The organism is Knoellia altitudinis (assembly GCF_042666355.1).
In the GTDB taxonomy this organism is placed as follows: Bacteria; Actinomycetota; Actinomycetes; order Actinomycetales; family Dermatophilaceae; genus Knoellia; species Knoellia altitudinis.
The window spans coordinates 2143743-2163617 of sequence record NZ_JBHTDK010000001.1 but is presented as its reverse complement, the minus strand read 5'-3'; the positions used below and the strand labels follow the sequence as shown (position 1 = coordinate 2163617).

The window sequence follows — 19875 nt, the reverse complement described above, 5'->3', positions numbered from 1 at the left end:
GCCATAGTGACGAGGTGCTTGACCACCTGGGCCAACGACGACGTATGCCGCGACTTGCCCTCTCCGGGGCGGCTCTGCTCGCGCTCGTGTCGCTGAGCGGCTGCGCCGGGCGCGGGTCGGTCGAGCAGGAGGCGGTCCGGTCCACCGCCTCCGGCTTCGTGCTCGCCACGAGCTCGGCTCCGGCGGAGGCGTGCGCCATGCTGGCACCGGCCACGACAGAGGAGCTCGCCGGCGACGGCGAGGAGTGCACGGACCTCGTCAGCGACGCTGCAGCCTCCGCCCCGGATGGTGACGCGCTCGACGTCGAGGTCTACGGCCGGGACGCGATAGCCCGGTCCGGCGACAAGGCGATCTTCCTCGCGCGGTTCGACGACGGCTGGCGGGTGACCGCGGCCGGATGCACGCCTCGCGGCGAGGACCTTCCCTACGACTGCACCATCGAAGGTCGGTGAGGGCGATGCGCTGGTCGTTCATCGGGTGGCTGCTCTTCATCGTGGCCGGGCTCACGTGGTGCCTCGTCATGGGAGTGACCGGTCGATGAGACGTCTGCGCAGCCACGGGCTCGCCCTCGCCTTCGGGGCCCTGCTGGTGCTCGCCCTCGTGGGTCAGGCGCTCTCGGGACTGGCAGGCACGAACGGTGACGCCCGGGACCACGGACTCGCGACCATCGGGATGGGCGAGTACCTCGCGTCCTCGAGCTTCGCCGTCGACCTCGCCGAGAACTGGCAGTCCGAGTACCTCCAGTTCCTCCTCTTCATCGTGCTCACCGTCTGGTTCGTCCAGAAGGGGTCTCCAGAGTCCAAGGAGCTGGACAAGGTGGGCCGGGAGAGCGACAAGGACCAACAGGTCGGGCGCTACGCCACACCCGACTCTCCCGCATGGGCGAAGGTGGATGGCTGGCGGCGCGGCCTCTACTCGCACTCCCTCGGGCTCGTCATGGCCGCGATCTTCGTCGGGTCGTGGGCGGCTCAGTTCGTGGCGGGCCACGCGGCATACAACGCAGACCAGATCCGCGACCTCAAGGCACCTCTGGGCTGGGGCGACTATCTCGCCGCGCCGGACTTCTGGAGCAGGACGTTCCAGAACTGGCAGTCCGAGTTCCTCGCGGTCGCGAGCATGGTCGTCCTCTCGATCTACCTGCGCGAGCGGGGCTCCCCGGAGTCGAAGCCGGTCGGCGCATCCCACGAGGCGACCGGGACCGAGGGCTGAGCGCGACGTCGGTGACGTGCCACAGGCCTAGGCTGGGACCTGCGTGAGACCCACGCATGCCCCACGCTGCGTCATCCCGCGGCCCAGCACTGACAAAGGAGTCACCACCGTGACCGCGTCGCCCACGACCTCCGCTCCCGCGCGTCCGACCGCCCCGTCGAACCCCTCGCTGGCTGAGCATGAACAGGTCATCCACTGCTCCGACCCCGCGTCCGGCCTGCGCGCGATCATCGCGATCCACAACACCGCCCTCGGCCCGGCCCTCGGTGGCACCCGGTTCTACCCCTACGCGACCGACGACGAGGCGCTCGCCGACGTCCTGCGCCTCTCCCGTGGGATGTCCTACAAGAACGCGGTCGCGGGCATCCCCCACGGCGGCGGCAAGGCCGTCATCATCGGCGACCCGTCGACCCTCAAGACCCCCGAGCTGCTGCGGTCCTACGGCCGGTTCGTCGAGAGCCTGGGCGGGCGCTACGTCACGGCCTGTGACGTGGGCACCTACGTGCAGGACATGGACGTCGTGGCCGAGACCACCCGTTTCGCCACCGGCCGCTCTCTCGAGAACGGTGGAGCAGGAGACTCGTCGGTGCTCACGGCATACGGCGTCTTCCAGGGCATGCGCGCCGCCGCCCAGCACACCTGGGGCGAGCCGACGCTGCGCGGCCGCCGCGTCGGCATCGCCGGCGTGGGCAAGGTGGGGCGCATCCTCGCCGGCCACCTCGTCGAGGACGGAGCGCAGGTCGTCGTGACCGACGTGAACGCCGCCGCCGTCACGGCCCTCCAGGCGGTCCACCCGGGTATCGAGACCTCGGGAGACGTCGCCGCCCTCGTGCGCGACGACCTCGACGTCTACGCCCCGTGCGCCCTCGGGGGCGCGCTGGACGACGACACCGTCGACGTCCTGAGGGCCCGCATCGTGTGTGGTGGCGCCAACAACCAGCTCGTCACCGAGGGTGACGGGGGAACCGCCGACCGACTGGTGGCCCGTGGCATCACCTACTGCCCCGACTTCCTGGTCAACGCCGGCGGTGTCATCCAGGTGAGCGACGAGCTGCGCGGCTTCGACTTCGACCGGGCCAAGGTCGGCGCGACCGCGATCTTCGAGCACACCCTCGAGGTCCTGCGCACGGCCGACGAGCGTGGCGAGACCTCTGCCGCGGCGGCCGACCACATCGCCGAGGAGCGCATGCGGGCCGGGTTGTCGACCATCTGGCTGCCCCACCGCTGAGCAGGCGCCCGACGTGTCGGGCGACACCGTCCCAAGAGTCGACCCCTGGAGCGGAATCACCTTGGCCTGCTGTAGCGTTGACCCCACGACAAACACACGATTCCCGGGACCACAGCTCGACTTGGGATGACCCCTCGGGGCCGTCCCTTCGGGTATGTCGCCCGGCAGACGCACAAGGGGGTCTCGCCATGGGGCGCGGCCGAGCAAAAGCCAAGCAGACCAAGGTGGCACGGGAGCTGAAGTACTACAGCCCCGACACTGACCTGAGTTCGCTTGAGCGCGAACTCCACGGCAGTTCCTCGACGCTGCCCTCGACTCGGGTCGCCGAGCCGGACGGCGACGAGGACGACGACTACGACAAGTGGGCCAGCGGACGTCGTTGACGCCTGATGGTCCGCTCGATCCTCTTTTGCCTGTCCTCGCGCGACTCGTGCGTTCTGTTGCCTGAGGTCTGAGATGCTCTCGGGCATGACTGACGTGCGCACTGCCGAGGCTGCCCAGCGGCTCGGTGTCGAGACCACCGGCATCGAGATCATCGACGAGGCGGAACGCACCGCCGCACCCCGAGATCTCTTCTGGCCCTGGTTCGCCGCCAACGTGTCGGTGTTCGGGATCTCCTACGCGGCCTTCGTCCTCGGCTTCGGCATCTCCTTCTGGCAGGCCGTCGTCGTGACGGTCATCGGCATCGTGGTCTCGTTCGCGCTGTGCGGGGTCATCGCCATCGCCGGCAAACGCGGCTCGGCGCCGACGATGGTCCTCTCTCGTGCCGCGTTCGGCGTCAAGGGACAGAAAGTGCCCGGCGTCGTCTCCTGGCTGGTCTCGATCGGCTGGGAGACCGCGCTGGCCATTCTCGCCGTGCTCGCGACCTCGACGATCTTCGAGCGGCTGGGGTGGGGCGGCGGAACCGCCACCAAGATCGTCGCCTCCGTCGTCGTCGCCGCGCTGATCGTCGCTGCCGCCGTGGCCGGCTACCACGTCATCATGCGGATGCAGTCGGTCCTCACGTGGGTCACCGGCGCCATCACGCTCCTCTACATCGCCATGACCGTCGGTGACGTCGACTGGTCGGCCGTGTCGGCGATGCCGGCCGGGGGCATCGGCGCCACGATCGGGGCCTTCGTCATGGTCATGACCGGATTCGGCCTGGGCTGGATCAACATCGCGGCCGACTGGTCGCGATACCAGCACCGTGATGCGAGCGGCGCCGCGATCGTCGGCTGGAACACCTTCGGTGGCGCCCTGGCCCCCGTCCTGCTCGTGACCTTCGGGCTCGCCCTCGCCGGGTCCGACCCCGCCGTGCTCGAGGGCATCGGTGCCGACCCGATCGGCACCCTGGCCACGCTGCTCCCGACCTGGGTCCTCGTGCCCTTCCTTCTCGCGGCGGTCCTCTCGCTCGTCTCGGGAGCTGTCCTCGGCATCTACTCGTCCGGGCTCACCCTGCTCTCGCTGGGGGTGCGGATCCCGCGCCCCCTGGCGGCTCTCGTCGACGGCATCATCCTCACCCTCGGCACGTTCTTCGTCGTCTTCGTGGCGGAGGACTTCCTCGGGCCGTTCCAGTCCTTCCTCATCACCCTCGGCGTCCCGCTCGCCTCGTGGGCGGGGATCATGATCGCCGACATCGCGCTGCGCCGGCGTGACTACGACGACGACGCCCTCTTCGACTCGACCGGCCGCTACGGAGCCTTCGACTGGGTGTCGATCGGGACGATGGTCGCGACCTCCGTGCTCGGCTGGGGACTGGTCGTCAACAGCTACGCCGACGACGCCGCGTGGAACAACTGGCAGGGCTTCCTGCTCGACCCGCTCGGTCTGGGCACGTTTATCGATGACCCCGCCGGGTCCTACTGGGAGGGCACCTTCGCCTACGCCAACCTCGGTGTCCTGCTCGCGTTCCTCCTGTCGTTCGTGCTCACCTATGTCGCCCGGCGGGGCACGGTGCAGCGCCAGGAGAGCCGGGCGTGACCCCGACACCCGTCGACGCCGTGGAGCCCCTCGACGATGAGTGGCTCGTCATCGTCGACCCGCAGATGGTCTTCGCCGACCCGGAGTCCAGCCCGTGGGGATCGCCGATGTGGGCAGAGACGGTGCCGCGCATCACCCGTCTCGCCACGGCATACGCCGGTCGTGTGGTCGTGACCCGCTTCGTCGCCGACCCGGGGCTCGGCGGCTCGTGGGCGGACTACTACGACGAGTGGCCGTTCGCACTCGTCCCCGACGAGGACCCCCTGTATGCCGTCGTGCCGGAGCTCGCGTCTCTCGCCGACCATGTGGTCACCGAGGGGACCTTCGGCAAATGGGGTCCACAGCTGCGTTCGGTCGTCGGCGACCAGCCTCGCATCGCCCTCGCCGGGGTCGCCACCGACTGCTGCGTCATCGCGACCGCCATCCCGGCGGGCGACGCAGGGGCGAAGGTGCGGGTCGTGGCCGAGGCCTGCGCCGGCTCCGGGATCGCCGCGCACGAGCAGGCGCTGCGCGCCATGGCGCTGTTCGCGCCCCAGATCATCGTCCTCTGAAGTTCGTCCGCTGGTCAGAGGACGCCGGTGACGGCGAGCACTGCCACGCCCACCAAGGCACCGAGCGACCCTGCTGCGACACCCGCGCCCCGAGGCTGCATGGACTCACCGCGACCCAGCAGCGCGGCCGCCGCGAGCCCGACACCCCACCCGACGAGCACGCCCGGCGCCACGTCCAGCAGGAGTGACGTGAGGTCGAGCGCCGCGGTCTCCACGTCCCTGACGGCATCCACCGCCGACACCAGGAGCCAGGCGGCGACGATCACCAACGTGAGGTACCCGGCCAGCACCAGCGTCGCGGCAGACAGCACGCCGACGGCCCACCATCGCGCACTGAGCGGCCTTGAACCTGACATGGTCCGAGGATGCTCCCCCGCCGGGTGTCATGTCACTAGGTCGGGTACTCATGGCCGACGGCGCGGCGCTGGGTCCGACCCGGCCGATAAGCTCGGCGTCAGCGGTTGCGCTCGTCCCACCGGGTGTAACCGGCGCGGCGGGCGGACTCCTCGTCCTCGAACCACTCCTCCGCGTGGGTGTCGCGGTACTCGGGGCTGTCCTCGGTGTGGAAGCGGCGCGACCCGCGATGACCCTTGATCCCCCGGCCCGCCGGCGTGACGCCGTGGGCGTCCGAGCCGGCGCTGCCGTGGTGGACCCGTGCGGTCGTCGTAGGGGTGACGACGTGGTGTTCACGCCGGACCACGGGCGCGACCTGACGGGTGGCCCGGCGGACCACCCAGAACCAGGTGATGACCGCCCCGAGGACGAAGGACAGCAACATGAGCCACCAGCTGACGTCACTCATCGGTGCTCTCCGATCCTCGTGGCGCGCGGGAGATCCGCGAAGGCCTCGTCCTCACTGGTGGGTTTGATGCGGCGGGCTGCCAGCCACGCCACGAGGGCACCCAGCGCGAAAGCGATGAGGTACCAGAACCACTGGATCAGGAACTCGGTCATAGGGGGCCTCCTCAGCCGACCGTGATCTCGACGCGTCGGTTGGCCTCGCGACCGGCCTCCGTCGAGTTCGGTGCGATAAACTTGGTCTCGCCGTAGCCTTTGGCCACGACCTTGTCGGCGGCGATGCCACCCTTGATGAGGGCGGCGCGCACGCTCCGGGCTCGCTCCTCGCTGAGCCGCAGGTTCTTCTGCGCGCTGCCGGGGGCGCTCGTGTAGCCCCGGACATCGACGACCGGCGCCTCGGGACACGTCCTCCACGTCTGCGCGATCTGCTTGAGCGCGGTCTGCGAGGCCGGTGTCGGCGTCGCCCCGTCGTCCGGGAAGGTGATCTTGGTGCGGGCCGTGATCTCCTTGATGTCGCTCGCGAGCGTGGCGCAGCCGTCGCCGCCGGCACTCGGCGAGGCGCTCGGGCTGGCGGAGGGGGAGGCTCCGGCCCCGACAGTGAGCTGGTTGTCCACCGCGGCTTTGGGGAAAGCCGACTTCGCGGCGGTCTCGGCGGCTGCCTTGGCCTCCTCGGAGGCGGCCACCCCCTTGAGCACGACGGTCTCCCCGTCGGCCTCGAGCGAGAAGTCCTCGGCGCTGGCGGCGTCGGCGAGGGCGGTGACCGCGGCTCCGGCCGCGGGGGCACCAGCCCTGACCTGCATGTTGTCCACCACGTTCACGCCCGGAATCCTCGCCTTGACCTCGTCCACGATCGTGGTCCGGGCCGCTTCATCCGGGACCGTTCCCTCCAGCGTCACCTCGTTGCCGACGCGCTTGACCGAGAAGGGCTGCGCGTCAGCGTCGGCGGCGTCTCCGCCGGGACTCTGTGAGGTCGACGGCTCCGCAGCGCGGGCGTCGTCGTCACCGTCCAGGCCCAGGCCGACGGCGGCGAGGATGGCGGGCACGCCGACGAGCGCCAGCCACCAAGGGGCGCCGAGGCCGCGACGGTAGCGGCGGGTGACGGTCTCCCCGCCCGTGGCCGCGGTGGCGGTCGTGTCCACGCGGGCGGCGCCGGGCTCACCTGCCACGCGACGGCGCTCGTCGTCGTCACGGGGTCGGGGGTTCTCTGGAACGTTCATGTGGCCTCTCACGTCACCAGGCGCGGGGGCCTGCGTGGAGGCGTCATACCCCGACCTGGCCTCCGGCAATAGCGCCGAAGCGAAAAGATCAGGGCGAGAGGTCGTCAGGTCAGGCCGTGGGGTGCGAACCGACGACCTGCACCGAGCCGCCGTCGACTCCCTTGGCGCCCCGGACCACCTCGACGCCGTCCTCGATGGGCGCGCCCTCGAGCGCCGTCACCTCACCCATCGGCCAGGCCGCGATGCCGCTCCTGGCCAACGTGGACACCGCCAGGTCGGTCTGATCAGCGGGCAGCATCGCCACGAAGCCGACGCCCATGTTGAGCGTGCGCTCGATGTCGGCCCGAGGCACGCGACCGAGCGACTGGACCGTCGAGAAGACCGCGGGTGGGGTCCAGGTGGCCCGGTCGACCCGGGCGAAGACGTCGTCGGGCAGGACCCGGGCGAGGTTGGCCGCCAGCCCTCCACCGGTGACGTGGGAGAGCGCATGGATGTCGAGGTCGTCGGTGCCGATGAGGTCGAGCAGGTCGCGGGAGTAGACCCGCGTGGGCTCGAGCAGCTCCTCGCCCAGCGTCCGGCCGAACTCGTCGACGTGCCGGTCGAGTGACCAGCCGGCCTGCTCGATGACCTTGCGCACGAGCGAGTAGCCGTTGGAGTGCAGGCCCGAGCTGGCCAGCCCCAGCACCACGTCTCCGGGACGGACGCGCTGCGGACCCAGCACGGCGGCATACTCCACGACACCGGTCGCGGCGCCGGCGACGTCGTACTCGTCCGGCTCGAGCAGGCCCGGGTGCTCGGCGGTCTCGCCACCGACGAGGGCGACACCGGCCTGCTCGCAGGCCCGGGCTATGCCGCCCACGATGGCGGCGATGCGCTCGGGCACGACCTTGCCCGTCGCGATGTAGTCGGTCATGAAGAGCGGCTCGGCGCCGCACACGACGATGTCGTCGACGACCATGCCGACGAGATCGAAACCGATGGTGTCGTGGATGTCGAGGGCCTGGGCGATGGCGACCTTGGTGCCGACACCGTCCGTGCTCGTCGCGAGGACCGGGCGGTCCATGCGGGCGATGGCGCTGGCGTCGAACATGCCCGCGAAGCCACCGAGCCCGCCGAGCACCTCGGGCCGGGTCGCGCGCCTGACGTCGGCCTTCATCAGCTCGACGGCCTTGTCACCGGCCTCGACGTCGACTCCTGCCGCGGCATAGGTGATCTGTTCGCCCTGGTCGCTCACGCCGGTCAGCCTAGAGGTCGGGCGGTCACGGGCGCCGGACGGCCTCTGCCGCACCGCCGGAGGCCGTGACGGAGACCCGCTCGACGTCGAGCGTGCCGGCATCGGTCGGGTCGGTGCCGCCCTCGTCCACGGGGAACTCGAGCTCGAGCAGACCCTTGCCGAGCCGGTCGGACGACGGCAGCTCCAACGGGTAGACACCGGTGAAGCAGGCCGTGCAGAGCCGCTCACGCTCCTGGTTGGTCGCTGCGATCATGCCGTCCTCGGAGATGTAGCCGAGCGAGTCGGCACCGATGGAGTTGCAGACCTCCTCGACCCCGATGCCGGTGGCGATGAGCTCGGCCCGGGTCGCGAAGTCGATGCCGTAGAAGCAGGGCCAGCGCACCGGCGGCGACGAGATGCGCACGTGGACCTCGGCTGCACCTGCTTCGCGCAGCATCCGGACGAGTGCGCGCTGGGTGTTGCCGCGCACGATCGAGTCGTCGACGACGATGAGGCGCTTGCCCTTGATGACGTCCTTGAGCGGGTTGAGCTTGAGCCGGATGCCGAGCTGTCGGATGGTCTGCGAGGGCGCGATGAACGTGCGTCCGACGTAGGCGTTCTTGACCAGCCCCTGGCCATAGGGGATGCCCGACTCCTGCGCATAGCCGATCGCCGCCGGGGTGCCCGACTCCGGCGTCGGCATGACGAGGTCGGCCTCGACGGGGTGTTCGCGGGCCAGGGCACGGCCCATCTCGACCCGGGCCTCGTGCACGACCTGGCCGTTGATCGTGGTGTCCGGGCGGGCGAGGTAGACGTACTCGAAGACACAGCCCTTGCGGTCGGTCTCGGCGAAGCGCTGCGAGCGCAGCCCGTCCTCGTCGATGGCGATGAGCTCGCCCGGCTCGACCTCGCGGATGAAGGAGGCACCGACGATGTCGAGCGCGGCGGTCTCGGACGCGACGACCCAGCCGCGCTCGAGGCGACCGAGGACCAGGGGACGGATCCCCTGGGGGTCGCGGGCGGCATACAGGGTGTGCTCGTTCATGAAGACGAAGCAGAAGGCGCCGCGCAGCCTGGGGAGCACGTCGAGGGCCGCGGCCTCGACGGTGCGGTCGGGGTCGGCGGTGAGCAGTGCGGTCACGAGGGCGGTGTCGGTGGTGTTGCCCCGGCCGATCTCACCACGGTGGCGGCTCGTGCCCGACGCCTCGTCGACGAGGTCACGCAGCTCGGCCGAGTTGATGAGGTTGCCGTTGTGCGCCAGGGCGAGGGTGCCGCCGTCGTGGCCCCCGAGGGTCGGCTGGGCGTTCTCCCAGGTCGAGGCACCCGTCGTCGAGTAGCGGCAGTGGCCGATGGCGAGATGACCGGTCAGCGAGCCCAGGGAGCGCTCGTCGAAGACCTGGGAGACCAGCCCCATGTCCTTGTAGACCAGCAGGCGTCGGCCGTTGCTCGTCGCGATGCCAGCGGACTCCTGGCCACGGTGCTGCAACGCGTAGAGGCCGTAGTAGGTGAGCTTGGCGACCTCCTCGCCGGGGGCCCATACTCCGAAGACGCCGCAGGCGTCCTGCGGCCCCTTCTCGCCGGGCATCAGGTCGTGGGTCAGTCGTCCGTCTCCGCGTGCCACACTCCCAGTGTCCCACGAGTTCCCGGGACGCCGACACGGCGAGGTGCGGGCCTGTGCGACCCATCCACCTCCCGCCCCTGCTCCGAATGGCTTGCCATGGACACTCCCGCTCGCACCAGACCGGCACGATGGCCGTATGCCGTGAGCGGGCTCCTCGCAGCCGCTTCCGGCGCCGCTGCCGGCCACCTCGTCGCTGCCTTCGTGGCGCCCGAGTCCTCACCCGTGCTCGCCGTGGGCTCACAGGTCATCGACGCCACGCCCACACCGGTCAAGGAGTGGGCGGTCCGGACGATGGGCACCGCGGACAAGCCGATCCTCATCGGCAGCGTCGCCGTCGTCACCCTCATCTTTGCCGCCGTGGCGGGGCTCGTGTCCCGTCGCCACCCCACCGTCGGCCGACTCATGATCGTGGTCCTCGCCGCGCTCGCCGCCGCCGCTGCCGTGCTGCGACCCACCGCCGGGCAGACCGACGTCATCCCCGGACTGGTCACCGGCCTCGTCGGCGTGCTCGTGCTCGGCGCCCTGCTGCGACTCCTTCCGCGCGCTGGGGGCGCCGAAGCCACCGAGGGTCAGGGCACTGACCGTCACGCCGTCGAGAGCCCTACCGACCACAACGCCCGGGCGACCGGCGAGCCGAGCCCCGCAGGGCGGCGCGCCTTCCTCCTCGGAGCCGGTGGGGCGACGGTCGGAGCAGCCGCCGTCGGCGGCCTCGGGCAGAAGCTCACGAGCGACGCGATCGCGCCGTCGACGGTTGCCCTCCCGGGCGCCACCGAGCCGCTCGCGCCGCTCCCCGCGGGCATCGAGGGCAAGGTGCCCGGCCTGACGAAGTGGCGCACCGCCAACAAGGACTTCTATCGCATCGACACGGCCCTGGTCATCCCTCGAGTCGACCCCGACTCCTGGGAGCTGAGGATCGACGGCGACGTCGACAACCCCTTCACCCTCACCTATGCCGAGCTCAGCGCGATGCCGCTCATCGAGAAGGACATCACGATGTGCTGCGTCAGCAACGAGGTCGGTGGAGGCTACATCGGTGGCGCCCGCTGGCTCGGCGTCCCCGTGCGCGAGCTGCTCGAGAAGGCCGGCGTGCGCTCCGGCGTCGACCAGATCCTCAGCACCTCGGTCGACGGCATGACCATCTCGACACCGGTCCAGGCCCTGACCGACGACCGCGACGCACTTCTCGCGATCGGCATGAACGGCGAGGCGCTCCCTCGCCGCCACGGCTACCCCGTGCGGCTCGTCACGCCCGGACTCTTCGGCTTCGTCGGGTCGACCAAGTGGCTCGAGAGCCTCACGGCCACGACGTATGCCGCCAAGAAGGCCTACTGGACCGAGCGCGACTGGGCCATCGACGGGCGGGTCATCACCCAGTCCCGCATCGACACCCCCCGCGGCCTGGCCCAGCTCAAGGCCGGCAAGACCGTCATCGGTGGGGTCGCCTGGGCCCAGGGCCGCGGCATCGAGAAGGTCGAGATCCGCATCGACGACGGGCCGTGGCAGAAGGCCACCCTCGGCCCGGACGCCAACATCGACTACTGGCGGCAGTGGTTCCTCGAGTGGGACGCACCCGCAGGGCTCCACGACATCACCGTGCGGGCCACGGACCTCACCGGAGCCGTGCAGGTCGAGAAGAGGGCCTCCCCCTTCCCACGTGGGGCCACGGGCTGGCACTCCATCCCCGTCAACGTCGAGTAGCTGTCACGACTTTTGCTCCCCATGAGGGGAACTGAAGGGTCCGGAGGGAGATTCTCCCTCCGGACCCTTCGCTGTCCGTCATGGGGGAGCACAAGGCGAGGTGGGCCGGGAGCAGGAGGTGGGCGTACGGCATACCCAGCGGTAGAAATCCGAGAAAGGTTGTGTCACAGCCAATCCGGTCAACAGGTGGCGGCGAATAAGAGGTGTACGCCAACCCGCACTGAGGAGACCACCATGAAGCTCACTACCCGCACCGCCGCCCTCGCTCTCGCCCTGACGCTGCCCCTCGGGCTCGCGGCCTGTGGCAGCTCCGACGAGCCGGACGCCGCGTCGTCCTCGTCGACCACGTCCGAGCCCACCCCCTCGGAGACCCCGTCGGAGTCCCCCTCGGAGTCGGCTTCCACCGACGCCATGGCGGGCAAGCCCTTCGGTCCTGGCTGCGCCCAGGTCCCCGCCTCGGGCGCCGGTTCGTTCGACGGCATGTCCACCGCCCCGGTGGCCACCGCCGCCAGCGCCAACCCGCTCCTCAAGACGCTCGTCACCGCAGTCGGTGAGGCCGGCCTCGTCGACACCCTCAACGGCGAGAAGGCCCTCACGGTGTTCGCGCCGATCGACAGCGCGTTCGCTGCCCTGCCCAAGGCGACGATGGACGCCGCGATGGCCGACCCCAAGGGTCTGCTCACCAAGGTGCTCACCAACCACGTCATCGCCGGCAAGATCGGCCCCGACATGATCGCCGGCGAGCAGAAGACGCTCGGTGGCGGGACGATCACCGTCTCCGGCAGCGGCGAGGACTTCAAGGTCGGCGACGCCAGCGTCATCTGTGGCAACGTCCAGACCGCCAACGCCACGGTCTACATCGTCGACAAGGTCCTGCTCCCGGCCATGTGATCGACGGTCACACGGGCTCGATGAGTACGCACGAAGCGAAGTAGGCAATCATGGTCATCATGGCAGCAGTCGGATCAGGCAACACGTCCGCACCGGCTGCTGCCATGGGACCGGATCTCGGAGCACTGCTGACCCGATCCGCTCGCGGTGACGAGTCAGCCTTCGCCCAGCTCTACGACGCCACCGCGGCCAGGATCCACGGCCTCGTCGTCCGAGTCGTCCGTGACCGGGCACAGAGCGAAGAGGTCACCCAAGAGGCCTTCCTCGACATCTGGCGGCACTGCACACGCTTCGACCCGTCGAGAGGTTCGCCCCTCTCGTGGATGCTCACCATCGCGCACCGCAAGGCCGTGGACCGGGTTCGCTCGGCCGAGGCCAGCAAGGCACGTGAAGTGACTTACGAGATGAACACCACTGAACGAGAGCACGACTCGACCCTCGAAGAGGTGGAAGTACGGCTCGACCAGCAACGCGTGCGTCGCGCGCTGGCCACCCTGACCGAGACCCAGCGGGGCGCGGTCGAGCTGGCCTACCTCGGCGGACACACGCACACCGAGGTGGCAGCACTCCTGGGCATTCCGCTCGGGACGGCCAAGACCCGGATCCGAGACGGACTCATCAGACTTCGAGACACATTGGAGGTGACGGCATGAACCCAGACACGCACGCACTTGCAGGTGCATATGCCGTCAACGCCGTGACGGACGAGGAGCGACGCTCCTTCGAGATCCACCTGGACCTGTGCGAGGACTGCCGCGCCGAGGTGGCCGAGCTGCAGGCCGCCGCCGCAGCCATGGCTGTCGACGTCGAGCTGCCTCCGCCCCCTCCGATGCGTGCCTCGGTCCTGGCGGCCATCTCGCAGACCCGCCAGCTCTCGCCGATCGCCTCGGCCACCCAGGGCGAGACCGGACAGAGCGCCCCGACGGCATCGTCCACGTCGGTCGAGCCCTCCCCCGTGTCCCCCACGGCAACCCCATCCCCGGCTCCCGTCGACGAGCTCTCGGCCCGCCGCCGGTTGCGGGTCCAGCCCTGGCTCGCCGCTGCAGCGGCCGCCGCCGTCTTCGCCGTGGGCGGAGCCGTCTGGCAGCCCTGGAACGACCAGCCCGAGCAGCTCACCGCGACCGAGCAGGTGCTCCGTTCCGACGACGCCCAGCGCGTCGACCAGCCGATGAACGGCTCGCAGATCACGATCGTCCGCAGCCCTTCGCACAAGAAGGCCGTGCTTGTCGCCGACTCGATGCCTGCGGCGCCGTTCGGCAAGGCCTACCAGCTGTGGTTCGACATGCCCGGCCGCGGCATGGTCAGCGCCGGCCTCGTCAAGGGCAGCGGGGCCGTGACCATCCCGCTGCAGGGAGACGCGACCGTGGCGACCGGTGCCGGCATCACGCTCGAGCCTGCCAGCGGGTCCGACAAGCCGACGAGCGACCCGGTCGCCCTCTTCTCCTTCGCCTGACTCTGCTACCGCCCGGCCGTGCCCGTCGAGCCAGACGTCACGTGCGGCGACGCCCGCTCAGTGCCAGGGTCAGCCCAGCGACGACCACGAGTGGTCCGACGACCGCCCACAACGTCACTCCGGACATGGCGCTGCCACCGACGACCCCCAGACCCTGAAGGGTCCAGATCGTGCCGAGGACGATGAGGACGGCGCCCAGAGCCCACCGCGCGCCGGAGCTCATGACTTCGGCTGCGACTCGGCGAAGTCCTTGAACGCCACCAGGTACTTGTGGCTCGCCTTCGGGAAGGACCGGCCGAAGAGCACCCCGACGACCTTCATCGCGCCGGTGAACTCGAAGACGTTGTGGGCAACCCATCGGGTGGCATCAGGTCCGTCCTCGTGGAACTCGTGACGAGAGACGTTGTGCACGCCCTTGGCGTCGTAGGTGCCCTCGAAGAGGTGGGGCAGCTCACGACGGGTGACGGTCTCGATCATCTCCATCGTGCCCCGGCCGCGCTTGAAGGTCAGCCGGGACGTGGCCCCGGGATGACCGGGCTCGCCAGTCAGGGGCTCGAACGAGATCAGCCCCTCCTGCCACTTGGCGAGGTTGGCGGGGTCGTCGAAGAGCTCGACGAACCGGCCGCGAGGGACGTTCACGACGATCTCCTGGGTGTACTCCACAGCGGAACGCTACTGCGCACGTCCGCTCGGTGTCAGCGGTTCCGGCGCTCCGACAGGGTCTCGACCAGCACCGAGATGCCAGCGGCCAGGAGGCCGACGACGAGGGCTCCGAGCAGACCCAGATAGCCGACGGCGGTCGACGTGGAGTACTCGCCGGCCGCCACGCGCGCCGACGGCTCGAAACCCCGATAGACACCGAGAGCGCCACCCAGCGCGAACCCCACCAGCGCTCCGATGACGAGGGCGCGGATGTGGTTGGGGCGACGGACCTGGCTGCTCACGACGTCCACGCTACTTGGCCCCGGCCGGGCCGACGACATCGGAGGCGACGGCTTCGAGCGTTGCGAGCGACCCGGCATACGGGGACTCGGGTCGCGGCCAGTGGGTGATGGTGTCGGTGAAGCCGAGCTCGGCCGCGCGCCCCGTCATGTCCTCGTAGACGCCGACGGACTCGAGCGAGAACTGCGGCGACGCGTCGAGCAGGAGATAGCGGTCGAGGGCCTCCGAGCCGGCGATCGCGGTGAACTTCTCCGCCAAACCGGCGACCACCGCCCACCACTCCTCGAGCGTGTCCGTCTTGGCCCCTGTCGTCACCCATCCCTGCCCGTGCGCCGCGGCCAGCCGCAGCGAGCGCGGCCCGTTGGCTGCGACGACGAAGGGCACCCGGTCGCGGACCGGACCCGGCAGCGTGCGGGCGTCGCGCACGGCATACCAGTCTCCGTCGTGGTCGACGTGGTCCTCGCGGAGCAGCCGGTCGAGCAGCGGCACGTACTCGTGGAAGCGGTCGACGCGCGCCTTGAGTGGATGCACCTCGCCCAGGACGGCCGAGTCGAGGTCGCCCCCGGTGCCCAGCCCGCAGAGGAAGCGTCCGCCGGACAGGTCATCGAGGGCCAGGACGTCGCGCGCGAAGACATAGGGATGGCGGAAGTTCGGTGAGGTGACGAAGGTGCCGAGCCTGATCGTCTCGGTCACCCCCGCTGCGGCGGCGAGCGTCGGCACCGCCGGGAACCAGGCACTGTCGGGCAGCCCACCCCAGACGAGGTGGTCATAGACCCAGGCGTGCGCGAACCCCATCTCCTCGGCGGCGCGCCAGCGCGGCCCGGCCTCGCGCCACGGGAGGTCGGGCAGGATCGAGATTCCGTGTCGCACGTCGGCTCAGCTCGTTTCGGTGTCGGGGAAGAGCGGCAGGTATGCCGTGAGGTCGCTTCGCGTGCCGCTGACCCGGAGGCGTCCCTCACCGGCGGCGTTGGTCGGGGTCTCGTGACCGACGGCCAGGGCGAGCCACGTCGCCGCGTCGGTCTCGATGACGTTGGGCGGGGTGCCGCGCCGGTGCTGGAGACCCTCGATGCACTGGACGACGCCGAACGGTGGCACCCGCACCTCGACGCTGCGGCCCGGTGCACGCACCCCCAGCTCCTCGAGGGTGAAGCGCACCGCGAGGGCCGTCGTGGGGCGGTCGACCACCTCACCGTCACGCTGCGCGAGGGTCCAGGCGGTGAGTGCAGCGAGACCGTCGGCGACGAGGATTCGGCGACGGGGCGGCATACCGATCATCGTAGGTCGGTCGCGGTGTCACCCCAGCCGGCCCCTGATCGGCGTCGGTCGCGTCACGTTCGCACACAAGGGTGTGCAAACGGCCCTGATCAGGGCAATATGGGCCGGGTTGCCGGACCCTGCCGGTGACGACCACGCGGTTACCCCGGAGGCAACATGAAGCACGGCACCAAGCTCGCTGCCGTCACGACCGGCCTGATCCTGGCCGGTTCGACGTCGATGATGGCCGGCACCACGGCATCAGCAGCGACCAACATGAAGGGCGGACCGCTCCCCGCGGGGACCACCGCCATCAACATCCTCAACCTCAACGACTTCCACGGTCGCATCGACACCGATGGCAAGGGCACGTTGGGCAAGAACTTCGCCTGCACGATCCTCACCCAGCGTGAGCAGCTCGGCGCGGCGAACACCCTGACGCTCGGGGCAGGCGACCTCATCGGCGCCTCGCCCTTCACCTCGTCCATCCAGAACGACGAGCCGACGCTGGACTTCCTCGACGCCATCGGCATGAACGCGTCCTCCGTCGGCAACCACGAGTTCGACCAGGGCTACGACGACCTGACGCAGCGCGTCGAGCCCCGCGCCGACTTCGAGTACCTCGGTGCCAACGTCTTCCTCAAGGGCACGCAGACGCCGGCGGTCAAGCAGTACCAGACCTACGACGTCGCGGGCGTGCGGGTCGCCGTCGTCGGTGGCGTCACCCAGGAGACCCCCAACCTCGTCGAGGGCTCTGGCGTCGCAGGCCTCGACTTCATCGACCCGGTGCTCGGCGTCAACCGCGTGGCCGACCAGCTCACCGACGGCAACGCCGCCAACGGTGAGGCCGACGTCATCATCGCGGAGTACCACGAGGGCGGTCCCTACTCGTCGACCACAGGCACGCTCGAGGACCAGCTCAAGGTCCCGGTGTTCGCGCACCTGGTCAACGACACCTCGCCCAAGGTCGCGGCGATCATGCAGGGCCACACCCACCAGGCCTACGTCTACGACGTGCAGGTGCCCGGTGAGGCTGCCGGCTCCACCCGCCCGGTCCTCCAGACCGGCCAGTACGCCGCCTCCGTCGGCAAGGTCCAGCTCGGCTACGACGCGGCCACCAAGAAGGTCGTCGGCTACAACGCCTCGCTGGTCCCGGCCACCGCCCCGAACGCAGGCTGCCTCGCGAACCCGAGCTTCCAGGCCGCGTCCAGGATCATCGACGACGCCATCGCGTATGCCGCCCCGATCGCCAACCAGCCGGTCGGCAAGGTGACGGCCGACATCACCCGCGACGGGTCCAGCGACCGCAAGCGCGAGTCGGCCCTGTCCAACCTCATCGCCCAGCAGTACGTCGAGTCGGTCAACGCCCCCGGGCGCGACTTCGGCGCCGACATCGGCGTGATGAACCCCGGTGGCGTCCGTGCCGACCTGCTCTACGGCACCGACGGCACCGTGACGTTCGCCCAGGCCGCCACGGTCCTGTCCTTCGGCAACGCCCTCAAGGTCGCTGACTACACCGGCGCACAGTTCAAGCAGATCCTCGAGGAGCAGTGGCAGCCGGCCACCGCGGCTCGCGGCTTCCTCGCGCTCGGCCTCTCCGAGGGCGTGACCTACACCTACGACCCGACCCGGACCCAGGGCAACCGGATCACCGGCGTGTTCCTCGACGGCGTCCCGATCGACCCGGCGAAGACCTACACGATCACGTCGTCCTCGTTCCTCATCACGAACGTGGGCGCGGCTCCGGACAACTTCGGGACCTTCCTCAAGGGCACGAACTACCGCGATGCCGGCCTCGTCGACCAGAACGCCTTCGTCGACTGGCTCAAGGCCAACAGCCCCGTCTCGCCTCCCCAGGTGCAGCACGGTGTCGGTGTCCTGGGCGCACCCCAGGCGGTCGACTACGGCAAGACCACGACGTTCCGCGTCGAGGGTCTCGACCTTGCCTCGACCGGTGCGGTGAGGAACACCTCGGTGACGGTCTCCGTCGACGGGCGCACCATCGGCACCTACCCCGTGGTCCAGGGGCGGATCACCGAGCCGCTCCCGACGCGTGACGGCGCTGCCACGGTGTCCTTCAAGCTGACCGGCAAGATCCTGCCGGACGACTCGCCACGCACGGTCTACCTCAAGGTCGTGGCCGCCCCCACCGGGACGACCGCGTACATCCCCGTGCGCGTCAAGGGCTGACGCCCGACGTCGATCGCACCACCCAGCACCCCCTGCGCCGCCATGGCGCAGGGGGTGCTTGGCTGAGGGGGTGACCGACGTGGCGGACTTCGAGCGGGACGGCGACGTCACCTGGATCCGCATCGGTGAGCACCCGCAGTCGGCCGTGTCGCTGAGCGACCCAGAGCTGCTCGTCTTCGAGTACGTCCAGCACCTGGCGCTCTGCATCGACGCGGTGTTCCCTCGACCCGAGCCACTGCGGGTGACCCACGTCGGTGGCGCCGGGCTGACGTTGGCGCGGTGGATGCACGCCACCCGGCCGGGATCGCCGCAGATCGTCCTGGAACCCGACGTGCCCCTGACCGAGACCGTGCGCCGCGAGCTGCCCCTGCCGCGGGGCCACCGGATCCGGGTGCGGCCCGTGCGCGGCGAGGAGGGGATCGCGGGGCTGGCCCCCGCCAGTGCCGATCTCGTCATCCTCGACGCCTACGTCGACGGACAGGTTCCAGCGGCGCTGACGACGTTCGAGTGGCTCGGCGAGGTCGGGCGGGTCCTCGCTCCCGGTGGGATGTTCCTCGCGAACCTCGGCGATCGACCTGGCCTTCGGTATGCCGCCCGTGTCGCCTCGGGTGCCCGAGCCGCCCTGGGGCCGGGTGCACAGACGGCCTACGTCGGACTGCACCACGTCCTCAAGGGCAAGGGGTTCGGCAACCTCGTCCTCGCGGCCACGCGCAGGCCCCTGCCACTCTTCGAGATGCGGCGCGCGACGGCTCGCCTGGCCCTGCCCACCGGCGTCGTGGGACCGACCGAGGTGCTCTCGCGTGGCGCCGGCGCCTATCCGTTCAGCGCCGCCGCCGGCGACACCGCCGACTCCCCCGCCCCTCCCACCTGACGCCTGACGCTCTCGTCACCTGCGTCAGCGCGCGTCGGCCTCGCGGTTCAGGCGCGACTCGCGGGCCTCGGCGACCTTGGCCTCGCGGCGGTTGCGCAGCCTCATCTGGGGGTCATCCCCCGCTCCGAGCTGTGCCGGACCGAAGACCTCCCACATCAGCATCTGGATGCGGTAGCCGAGCCGGTAACCCAGCGACAGTCCCTCGTTCTGCGGCTTCCGCACTCTCGACCTTTCTTTGCGCCCTCATTGTTTGTGCACTCACAATATCACCGAACTCACGTAGGATCGAGCCCATGCCGACGTCCAAGACCAGCTCCGCCATTGCGGGGACCGACCTGCTGGCCCTCGACCGACAGGTCTGCTACGCCTTGGCCGTGGCGTCCCGCAACGTCATCGCGCTCTACAAGCCGCTGCTCGAGCCGATGGGGCTGACCCATCCGCAGTACCTCGTCATGCTCGCCCTCTGGGAGGAGACGCCCCTGAAGGTGAGTGAGCTGGGACGCCGCGTCAGCCTCGAGCCGGGCACCCTGTCACCCCTGCTCAAGCGCCTCGAGTCCAGCGGTCTCGTCACCCGCGGACGCGACCCTCGCGACGAACGCGCCCTCGCGGTCTCGCTCACCTCCAGAGGCACCCGCCTCAGGAGCCGCGCCGAGCAGGTGCCACCCGCCATCATCGAGCGCCTCGGCATGGAGATCGACGAGCTGGAGGGCCTGCGCGACGGGCTCACCCGACTCATCACCGCCGCGCGGTCCTGACCGGGCCCACCCGCTCCAACGT

25 protein-coding genes are annotated in these 19875 nt (G+C 70.2%); 13 read left to right on the top strand and 12 right to left on the bottom strand.

Annotated elements, in window-relative coordinates; genetic code table 11:
- The first annotated feature begins 14 nt into the window (after positions 1–14).
- From ACFQW8_RS10225 to ACFQW8_RS10200, 6 genes are all read left to right on the top strand, one after another.
- Entirely contained in the window at positions 15–452 is a 438-nt protein-coding gene (locus ACFQW8_RS10225) for a hypothetical protein (protein ID WP_380087059.1), read from the top strand.
- Between the two features lie 85 nt (positions 453–537).
- Complete coding sequence (locus ACFQW8_RS10220) at positions 538–1209, top strand: DUF6766 family protein (RefSeq protein ID WP_380087058.1); 672 nt, start codon at positions 538–540, stop codon at positions 1207–1209.
- A gap of 109 nt (positions 1210–1318) precedes the next feature.
- Entirely contained in the window at positions 1319–2437 is a 1119-nt protein-coding gene (locus ACFQW8_RS10215; protein ID WP_380087056.1) for a Glu/Leu/Phe/Val family dehydrogenase, read from the top strand.
- A gap of 188 nt (positions 2438–2625) precedes the next feature.
- A complete protein-coding gene (locus ACFQW8_RS10210) occupies positions 2626–2820 on the top strand; it encodes a DUF3073 domain-containing protein (protein WP_380087054.1) in 195 nt (64 codons plus the stop codon).
- 85 nt (positions 2821–2905) lie between these two features.
- Positions 2906–4399 carry a purine-cytosine permease family protein gene (locus ACFQW8_RS10205; protein WP_380087053.1) on the top strand — a complete coding sequence of 498 codons (1494 nt, stop codon included), beginning with the start codon at positions 2906–2908 and terminating at the stop codon, positions 4397–4399.
- Positions 4396–4950, top strand: a complete 555-nt coding sequence (locus ACFQW8_RS10200) for a cysteine hydrolase family protein (protein WP_380087052.1) — start codon at positions 4396–4398, stop codon at positions 4948–4950. The genes ACFQW8_RS10205 and ACFQW8_RS10200 overlap by 4 nt, the downstream gene beginning before the upstream one ends.
- A 14-nt stretch (positions 4951–4964) precedes the next feature.
- Here the strand turns inward: ACFQW8_RS10200 and ACFQW8_RS10195 are convergent, their stop codons facing one another.
- From ACFQW8_RS10195 to purF, 6 genes are all read right to left on the bottom strand, one after another.
- Positions 4965–5306: a hypothetical protein gene (locus ACFQW8_RS10195; protein ID WP_380087050.1), complete on the bottom strand. Its 342-nt coding sequence runs from the start codon at positions 5304–5306 to the stop codon at positions 4965–4967.
- Between the two features lie 98 nt (positions 5307–5404).
- A complete protein-coding gene (gene arfC, locus ACFQW8_RS10190; protein WP_380087048.1) occupies positions 5405–5752 on the bottom strand; it encodes a channel accessory protein ArfC in 348 nt (115 codons plus the stop codon).
- Positions 5749–5904, bottom strand: coding sequence for a channel accessory protein ArfB (gene arfB, locus ACFQW8_RS10185; protein WP_380087046.1), 156 nt, complete (start codon positions 5902–5904; stop codon positions 5749–5751). The genes arfC and arfB overlap by 4 nt, the downstream gene beginning before the upstream one ends.
- Before the next feature lie 11 nt (positions 5905–5915).
- Positions 5916–6965: a channel-forming protein ArfA/OmpATb gene (gene arfA, locus ACFQW8_RS10180; protein ID WP_380087044.1), complete on the bottom strand. Its 1050-nt coding sequence runs from the start codon at positions 6963–6965 to the stop codon at positions 5916–5918.
- Between the two features lie 109 nt (positions 6966–7074).
- Positions 7075–8199 carry a phosphoribosylformylglycinamidine cyclo-ligase gene (gene purM, locus ACFQW8_RS10175; protein ID WP_380087042.1) on the bottom strand — a complete coding sequence of 375 codons (1125 nt, stop codon included), beginning with the start codon at positions 8197–8199 and terminating at the stop codon, positions 7075–7077.
- Between the two features lie 25 nt (positions 8200–8224).
- Positions 8225–9799 (bottom strand): amidophosphoribosyltransferase, encoded by a 1575-nt coding sequence (gene purF, locus ACFQW8_RS10170; RefSeq protein WP_380087041.1) that lies wholly within the window; start codon positions 9797–9799, stop codon positions 8225–8227.
- Between the two features lie 96 nt (positions 9800–9895).
- On the opposite strand from purF, the gene ACFQW8_RS10165 reads away from it, so the two are divergent.
- The 4 genes from ACFQW8_RS10165 to ACFQW8_RS10150 all read left to right on the top strand — a co-directional run bounded on the left by ACFQW8_RS10165 (position 9896) and on the right by ACFQW8_RS10150 (position 13841).
- Complete coding sequence (locus ACFQW8_RS10165; protein WP_380087040.1) at positions 9896–11497, top strand: molybdopterin-dependent oxidoreductase; 1602 nt, start codon at positions 9896–9898, stop codon at positions 11495–11497.
- A 234-nt stretch (positions 11498–11731) separates the two neighbouring features.
- Positions 11732–12388, top strand: coding sequence for a fasciclin domain-containing protein (locus ACFQW8_RS10160; RefSeq protein ID WP_380087039.1), 657 nt, complete (start codon positions 11732–11734; stop codon positions 12386–12388).
- Between the two features lie 50 nt (positions 12389–12438).
- Positions 12439–13041: an ECF RNA polymerase sigma factor SigK gene (gene sigK, locus ACFQW8_RS10155; RefSeq protein WP_380087038.1), complete on the top strand. Its 603-nt coding sequence runs from the start codon at positions 12439–12441 to the stop codon at positions 13039–13041.
- Entirely contained in the window at positions 13038–13841 is an 804-nt protein-coding gene (locus ACFQW8_RS10150) for an anti-sigma factor (RefSeq protein ID WP_380087037.1), read from the top strand. Before sigK ends, ACFQW8_RS10150 begins: the two co-directional genes overlap by 4 nt.
- A gap of 37 nt (positions 13842–13878) precedes the next feature.
- Here the strand turns inward: ACFQW8_RS10150 and ACFQW8_RS10145 are convergent, their stop codons facing one another.
- The 5 genes from ACFQW8_RS10145 to ACFQW8_RS10125 are packed head-to-tail and all read right to left on the bottom strand — an operon-like array spanning position 13879 to position 16049.
- Positions 13879–14064, bottom strand: coding sequence for a hypothetical protein (locus tag ACFQW8_RS10145; protein ID WP_380087036.1), 186 nt, complete (start codon positions 14062–14064; stop codon positions 13879–13881).
- Entirely contained in the window at positions 14061–14504 is a 444-nt protein-coding gene (locus ACFQW8_RS10140; protein ID WP_380087035.1) for an SRPBCC family protein, read from the bottom strand. Before ACFQW8_RS10140 ends, ACFQW8_RS10145 begins: the two co-directional genes overlap by 4 nt.
- 32 nt (positions 14505–14536) lie before the next feature.
- Entirely contained in the window at positions 14537–14785 is a 249-nt protein-coding gene (locus ACFQW8_RS10135) for a hypothetical protein (RefSeq protein ID WP_380087034.1), read from the bottom strand.
- Between the two features lie 10 nt (positions 14786–14795).
- Complete coding sequence (locus tag ACFQW8_RS10130) at positions 14796–15653, bottom strand: LLM class flavin-dependent oxidoreductase (RefSeq protein WP_380087033.1); 858 nt, start codon at positions 15651–15653, stop codon at positions 14796–14798.
- Between the two features lie 6 nt (positions 15654–15659).
- Positions 15660–16049, bottom strand: coding sequence for a sterol carrier family protein (locus ACFQW8_RS10125; protein ID WP_380087032.1), 390 nt, complete (start codon positions 16047–16049; stop codon positions 15660–15662).
- Positions 16050–16214: 165 nt separating this feature from the next.
- On the opposite strand from ACFQW8_RS10125, the gene ACFQW8_RS10120 reads away from it, so the two are divergent.
- Both ACFQW8_RS10120 and ACFQW8_RS10115 read left to right on the top strand, forming a co-directional pair.
- The gene (locus ACFQW8_RS10120; protein ID WP_380087031.1) at positions 16215–18227 is read left to right on the top strand and encodes a bifunctional metallophosphatase/5'-nucleotidase; all 2013 of its coding nucleotides are present in this window, start codon (positions 16215–16217) and stop codon (positions 18225–18227) included.
- 70 nt (positions 18228–18297) lie between these two features.
- Positions 18298–19098 carry a spermidine synthase gene (locus ACFQW8_RS10115; protein ID WP_380087030.1) on the top strand — a complete coding sequence of 267 codons (801 nt, stop codon included), beginning with the start codon at positions 18298–18300 and terminating at the stop codon, positions 19096–19098.
- A gap of 24 nt (positions 19099–19122) precedes the next feature.
- On the opposite strand, the gene ACFQW8_RS10110 is transcribed toward ACFQW8_RS10115, so the two are convergent.
- The gene (locus ACFQW8_RS10110) at positions 19123–19320 is read right to left on the bottom strand and encodes a hypothetical protein (RefSeq protein ID WP_380087028.1); all 198 of its coding nucleotides are present in this window, start codon (positions 19318–19320) and stop codon (positions 19123–19125) included.
- A 71-nt stretch (positions 19321–19391) separates the two neighbouring features.
- On the opposite strand from ACFQW8_RS10110, the gene ACFQW8_RS10105 reads away from it, so the two are divergent.
- Positions 19392–19853, top strand: a complete 462-nt coding sequence (locus ACFQW8_RS10105) for a MarR family winged helix-turn-helix transcriptional regulator (protein WP_380087026.1) — start codon at positions 19392–19394, stop codon at positions 19851–19853.
- Positions 19854–19875: the final 22 nt, after the last annotated feature.

Bases quoted from the DNA above. Each gene is read 5' to 3' on its own strand.
- ACFQW8_RS10220 (WP_380087058.1), top strand. From the start codon at position 538: ATGAGACGTCTGCGCAGCCACGGGCTCGCCCTCGCCTTCGGGGCCCTG.
- ACFQW8_RS10210 (WP_380087054.1), top strand. From the start codon at position 2,626: ATGGGGCGCGGCCGAGCAAAAGCCAAGCAGACCAAGGTGGCACGGGAG.
- ACFQW8_RS10205 (WP_380087053.1), top strand. From the start codon at position 2,906: ATGACTGACGTGCGCACTGCCGAGGCTGCCCAGCGGCTCGGTGTCGAG.
- ACFQW8_RS10195 (WP_380087050.1), bottom strand. From the start codon at position 5,306: ATGTCAGGTTCAAGGCCGCTCAGTGCGCGATGGTGGGCCGTCGGCGTG.
- arfC (WP_380087048.1), bottom strand. From the start codon at position 5,752: ATGAGTGACGTCAGCTGGTGGCTCATGTTGCTGTCCTTCGTCCTCGGG.
- arfB (WP_380087046.1), bottom strand. From the start codon at position 5,904: ATGACCGAGTTCCTGATCCAGTGGTTCTGGTACCTCATCGCTTTCGCG.
- arfA (WP_380087044.1), bottom strand. From the start codon at position 6,965: ATGAACGTTCCAGAGAACCCCCGACCCCGTGACGACGACGAGCGCCGT.
- ACFQW8_RS10165 (WP_380087040.1), top strand. From the start codon at position 9,896: ATGGACACTCCCGCTCGCACCAGACCGGCACGATGGCCGTATGCCGTG.
- ACFQW8_RS10160 (WP_380087039.1), top strand. From the start codon at position 11,732: ATGAAGCTCACTACCCGCACCGCCGCCCTCGCTCTCGCCCTGACGCTG.
- sigK (WP_380087038.1), top strand. From the start codon at position 12,439: ATGGTCATCATGGCAGCAGTCGGATCAGGCAACACGTCCGCACCGGCT.
- ACFQW8_RS10150 (WP_380087037.1), top strand. From the start codon at position 13,038: ATGAACCCAGACACGCACGCACTTGCAGGTGCATATGCCGTCAACGCC.
- ACFQW8_RS10145 (WP_380087036.1), bottom strand. From the start codon at position 14,064: ATGAGCTCCGGCGCGCGGTGGGCTCTGGGCGCCGTCCTCATCGTCCTC.
- ACFQW8_RS10125 (WP_380087032.1), bottom strand. From the start codon at position 16,049: ATGCCGCCCCGTCGCCGAATCCTCGTCGCCGACGGTCTCGCTGCACTC.
- ACFQW8_RS10120 (WP_380087031.1), top strand. From the start codon at position 16,215: ATGAAGCACGGCACCAAGCTCGCTGCCGTCACGACCGGCCTGATCCTG.
- ACFQW8_RS10105 (WP_380087026.1), top strand. From the start codon at position 19,392: ATGCCGACGTCCAAGACCAGCTCCGCCATTGCGGGGACCGACCTGCTG.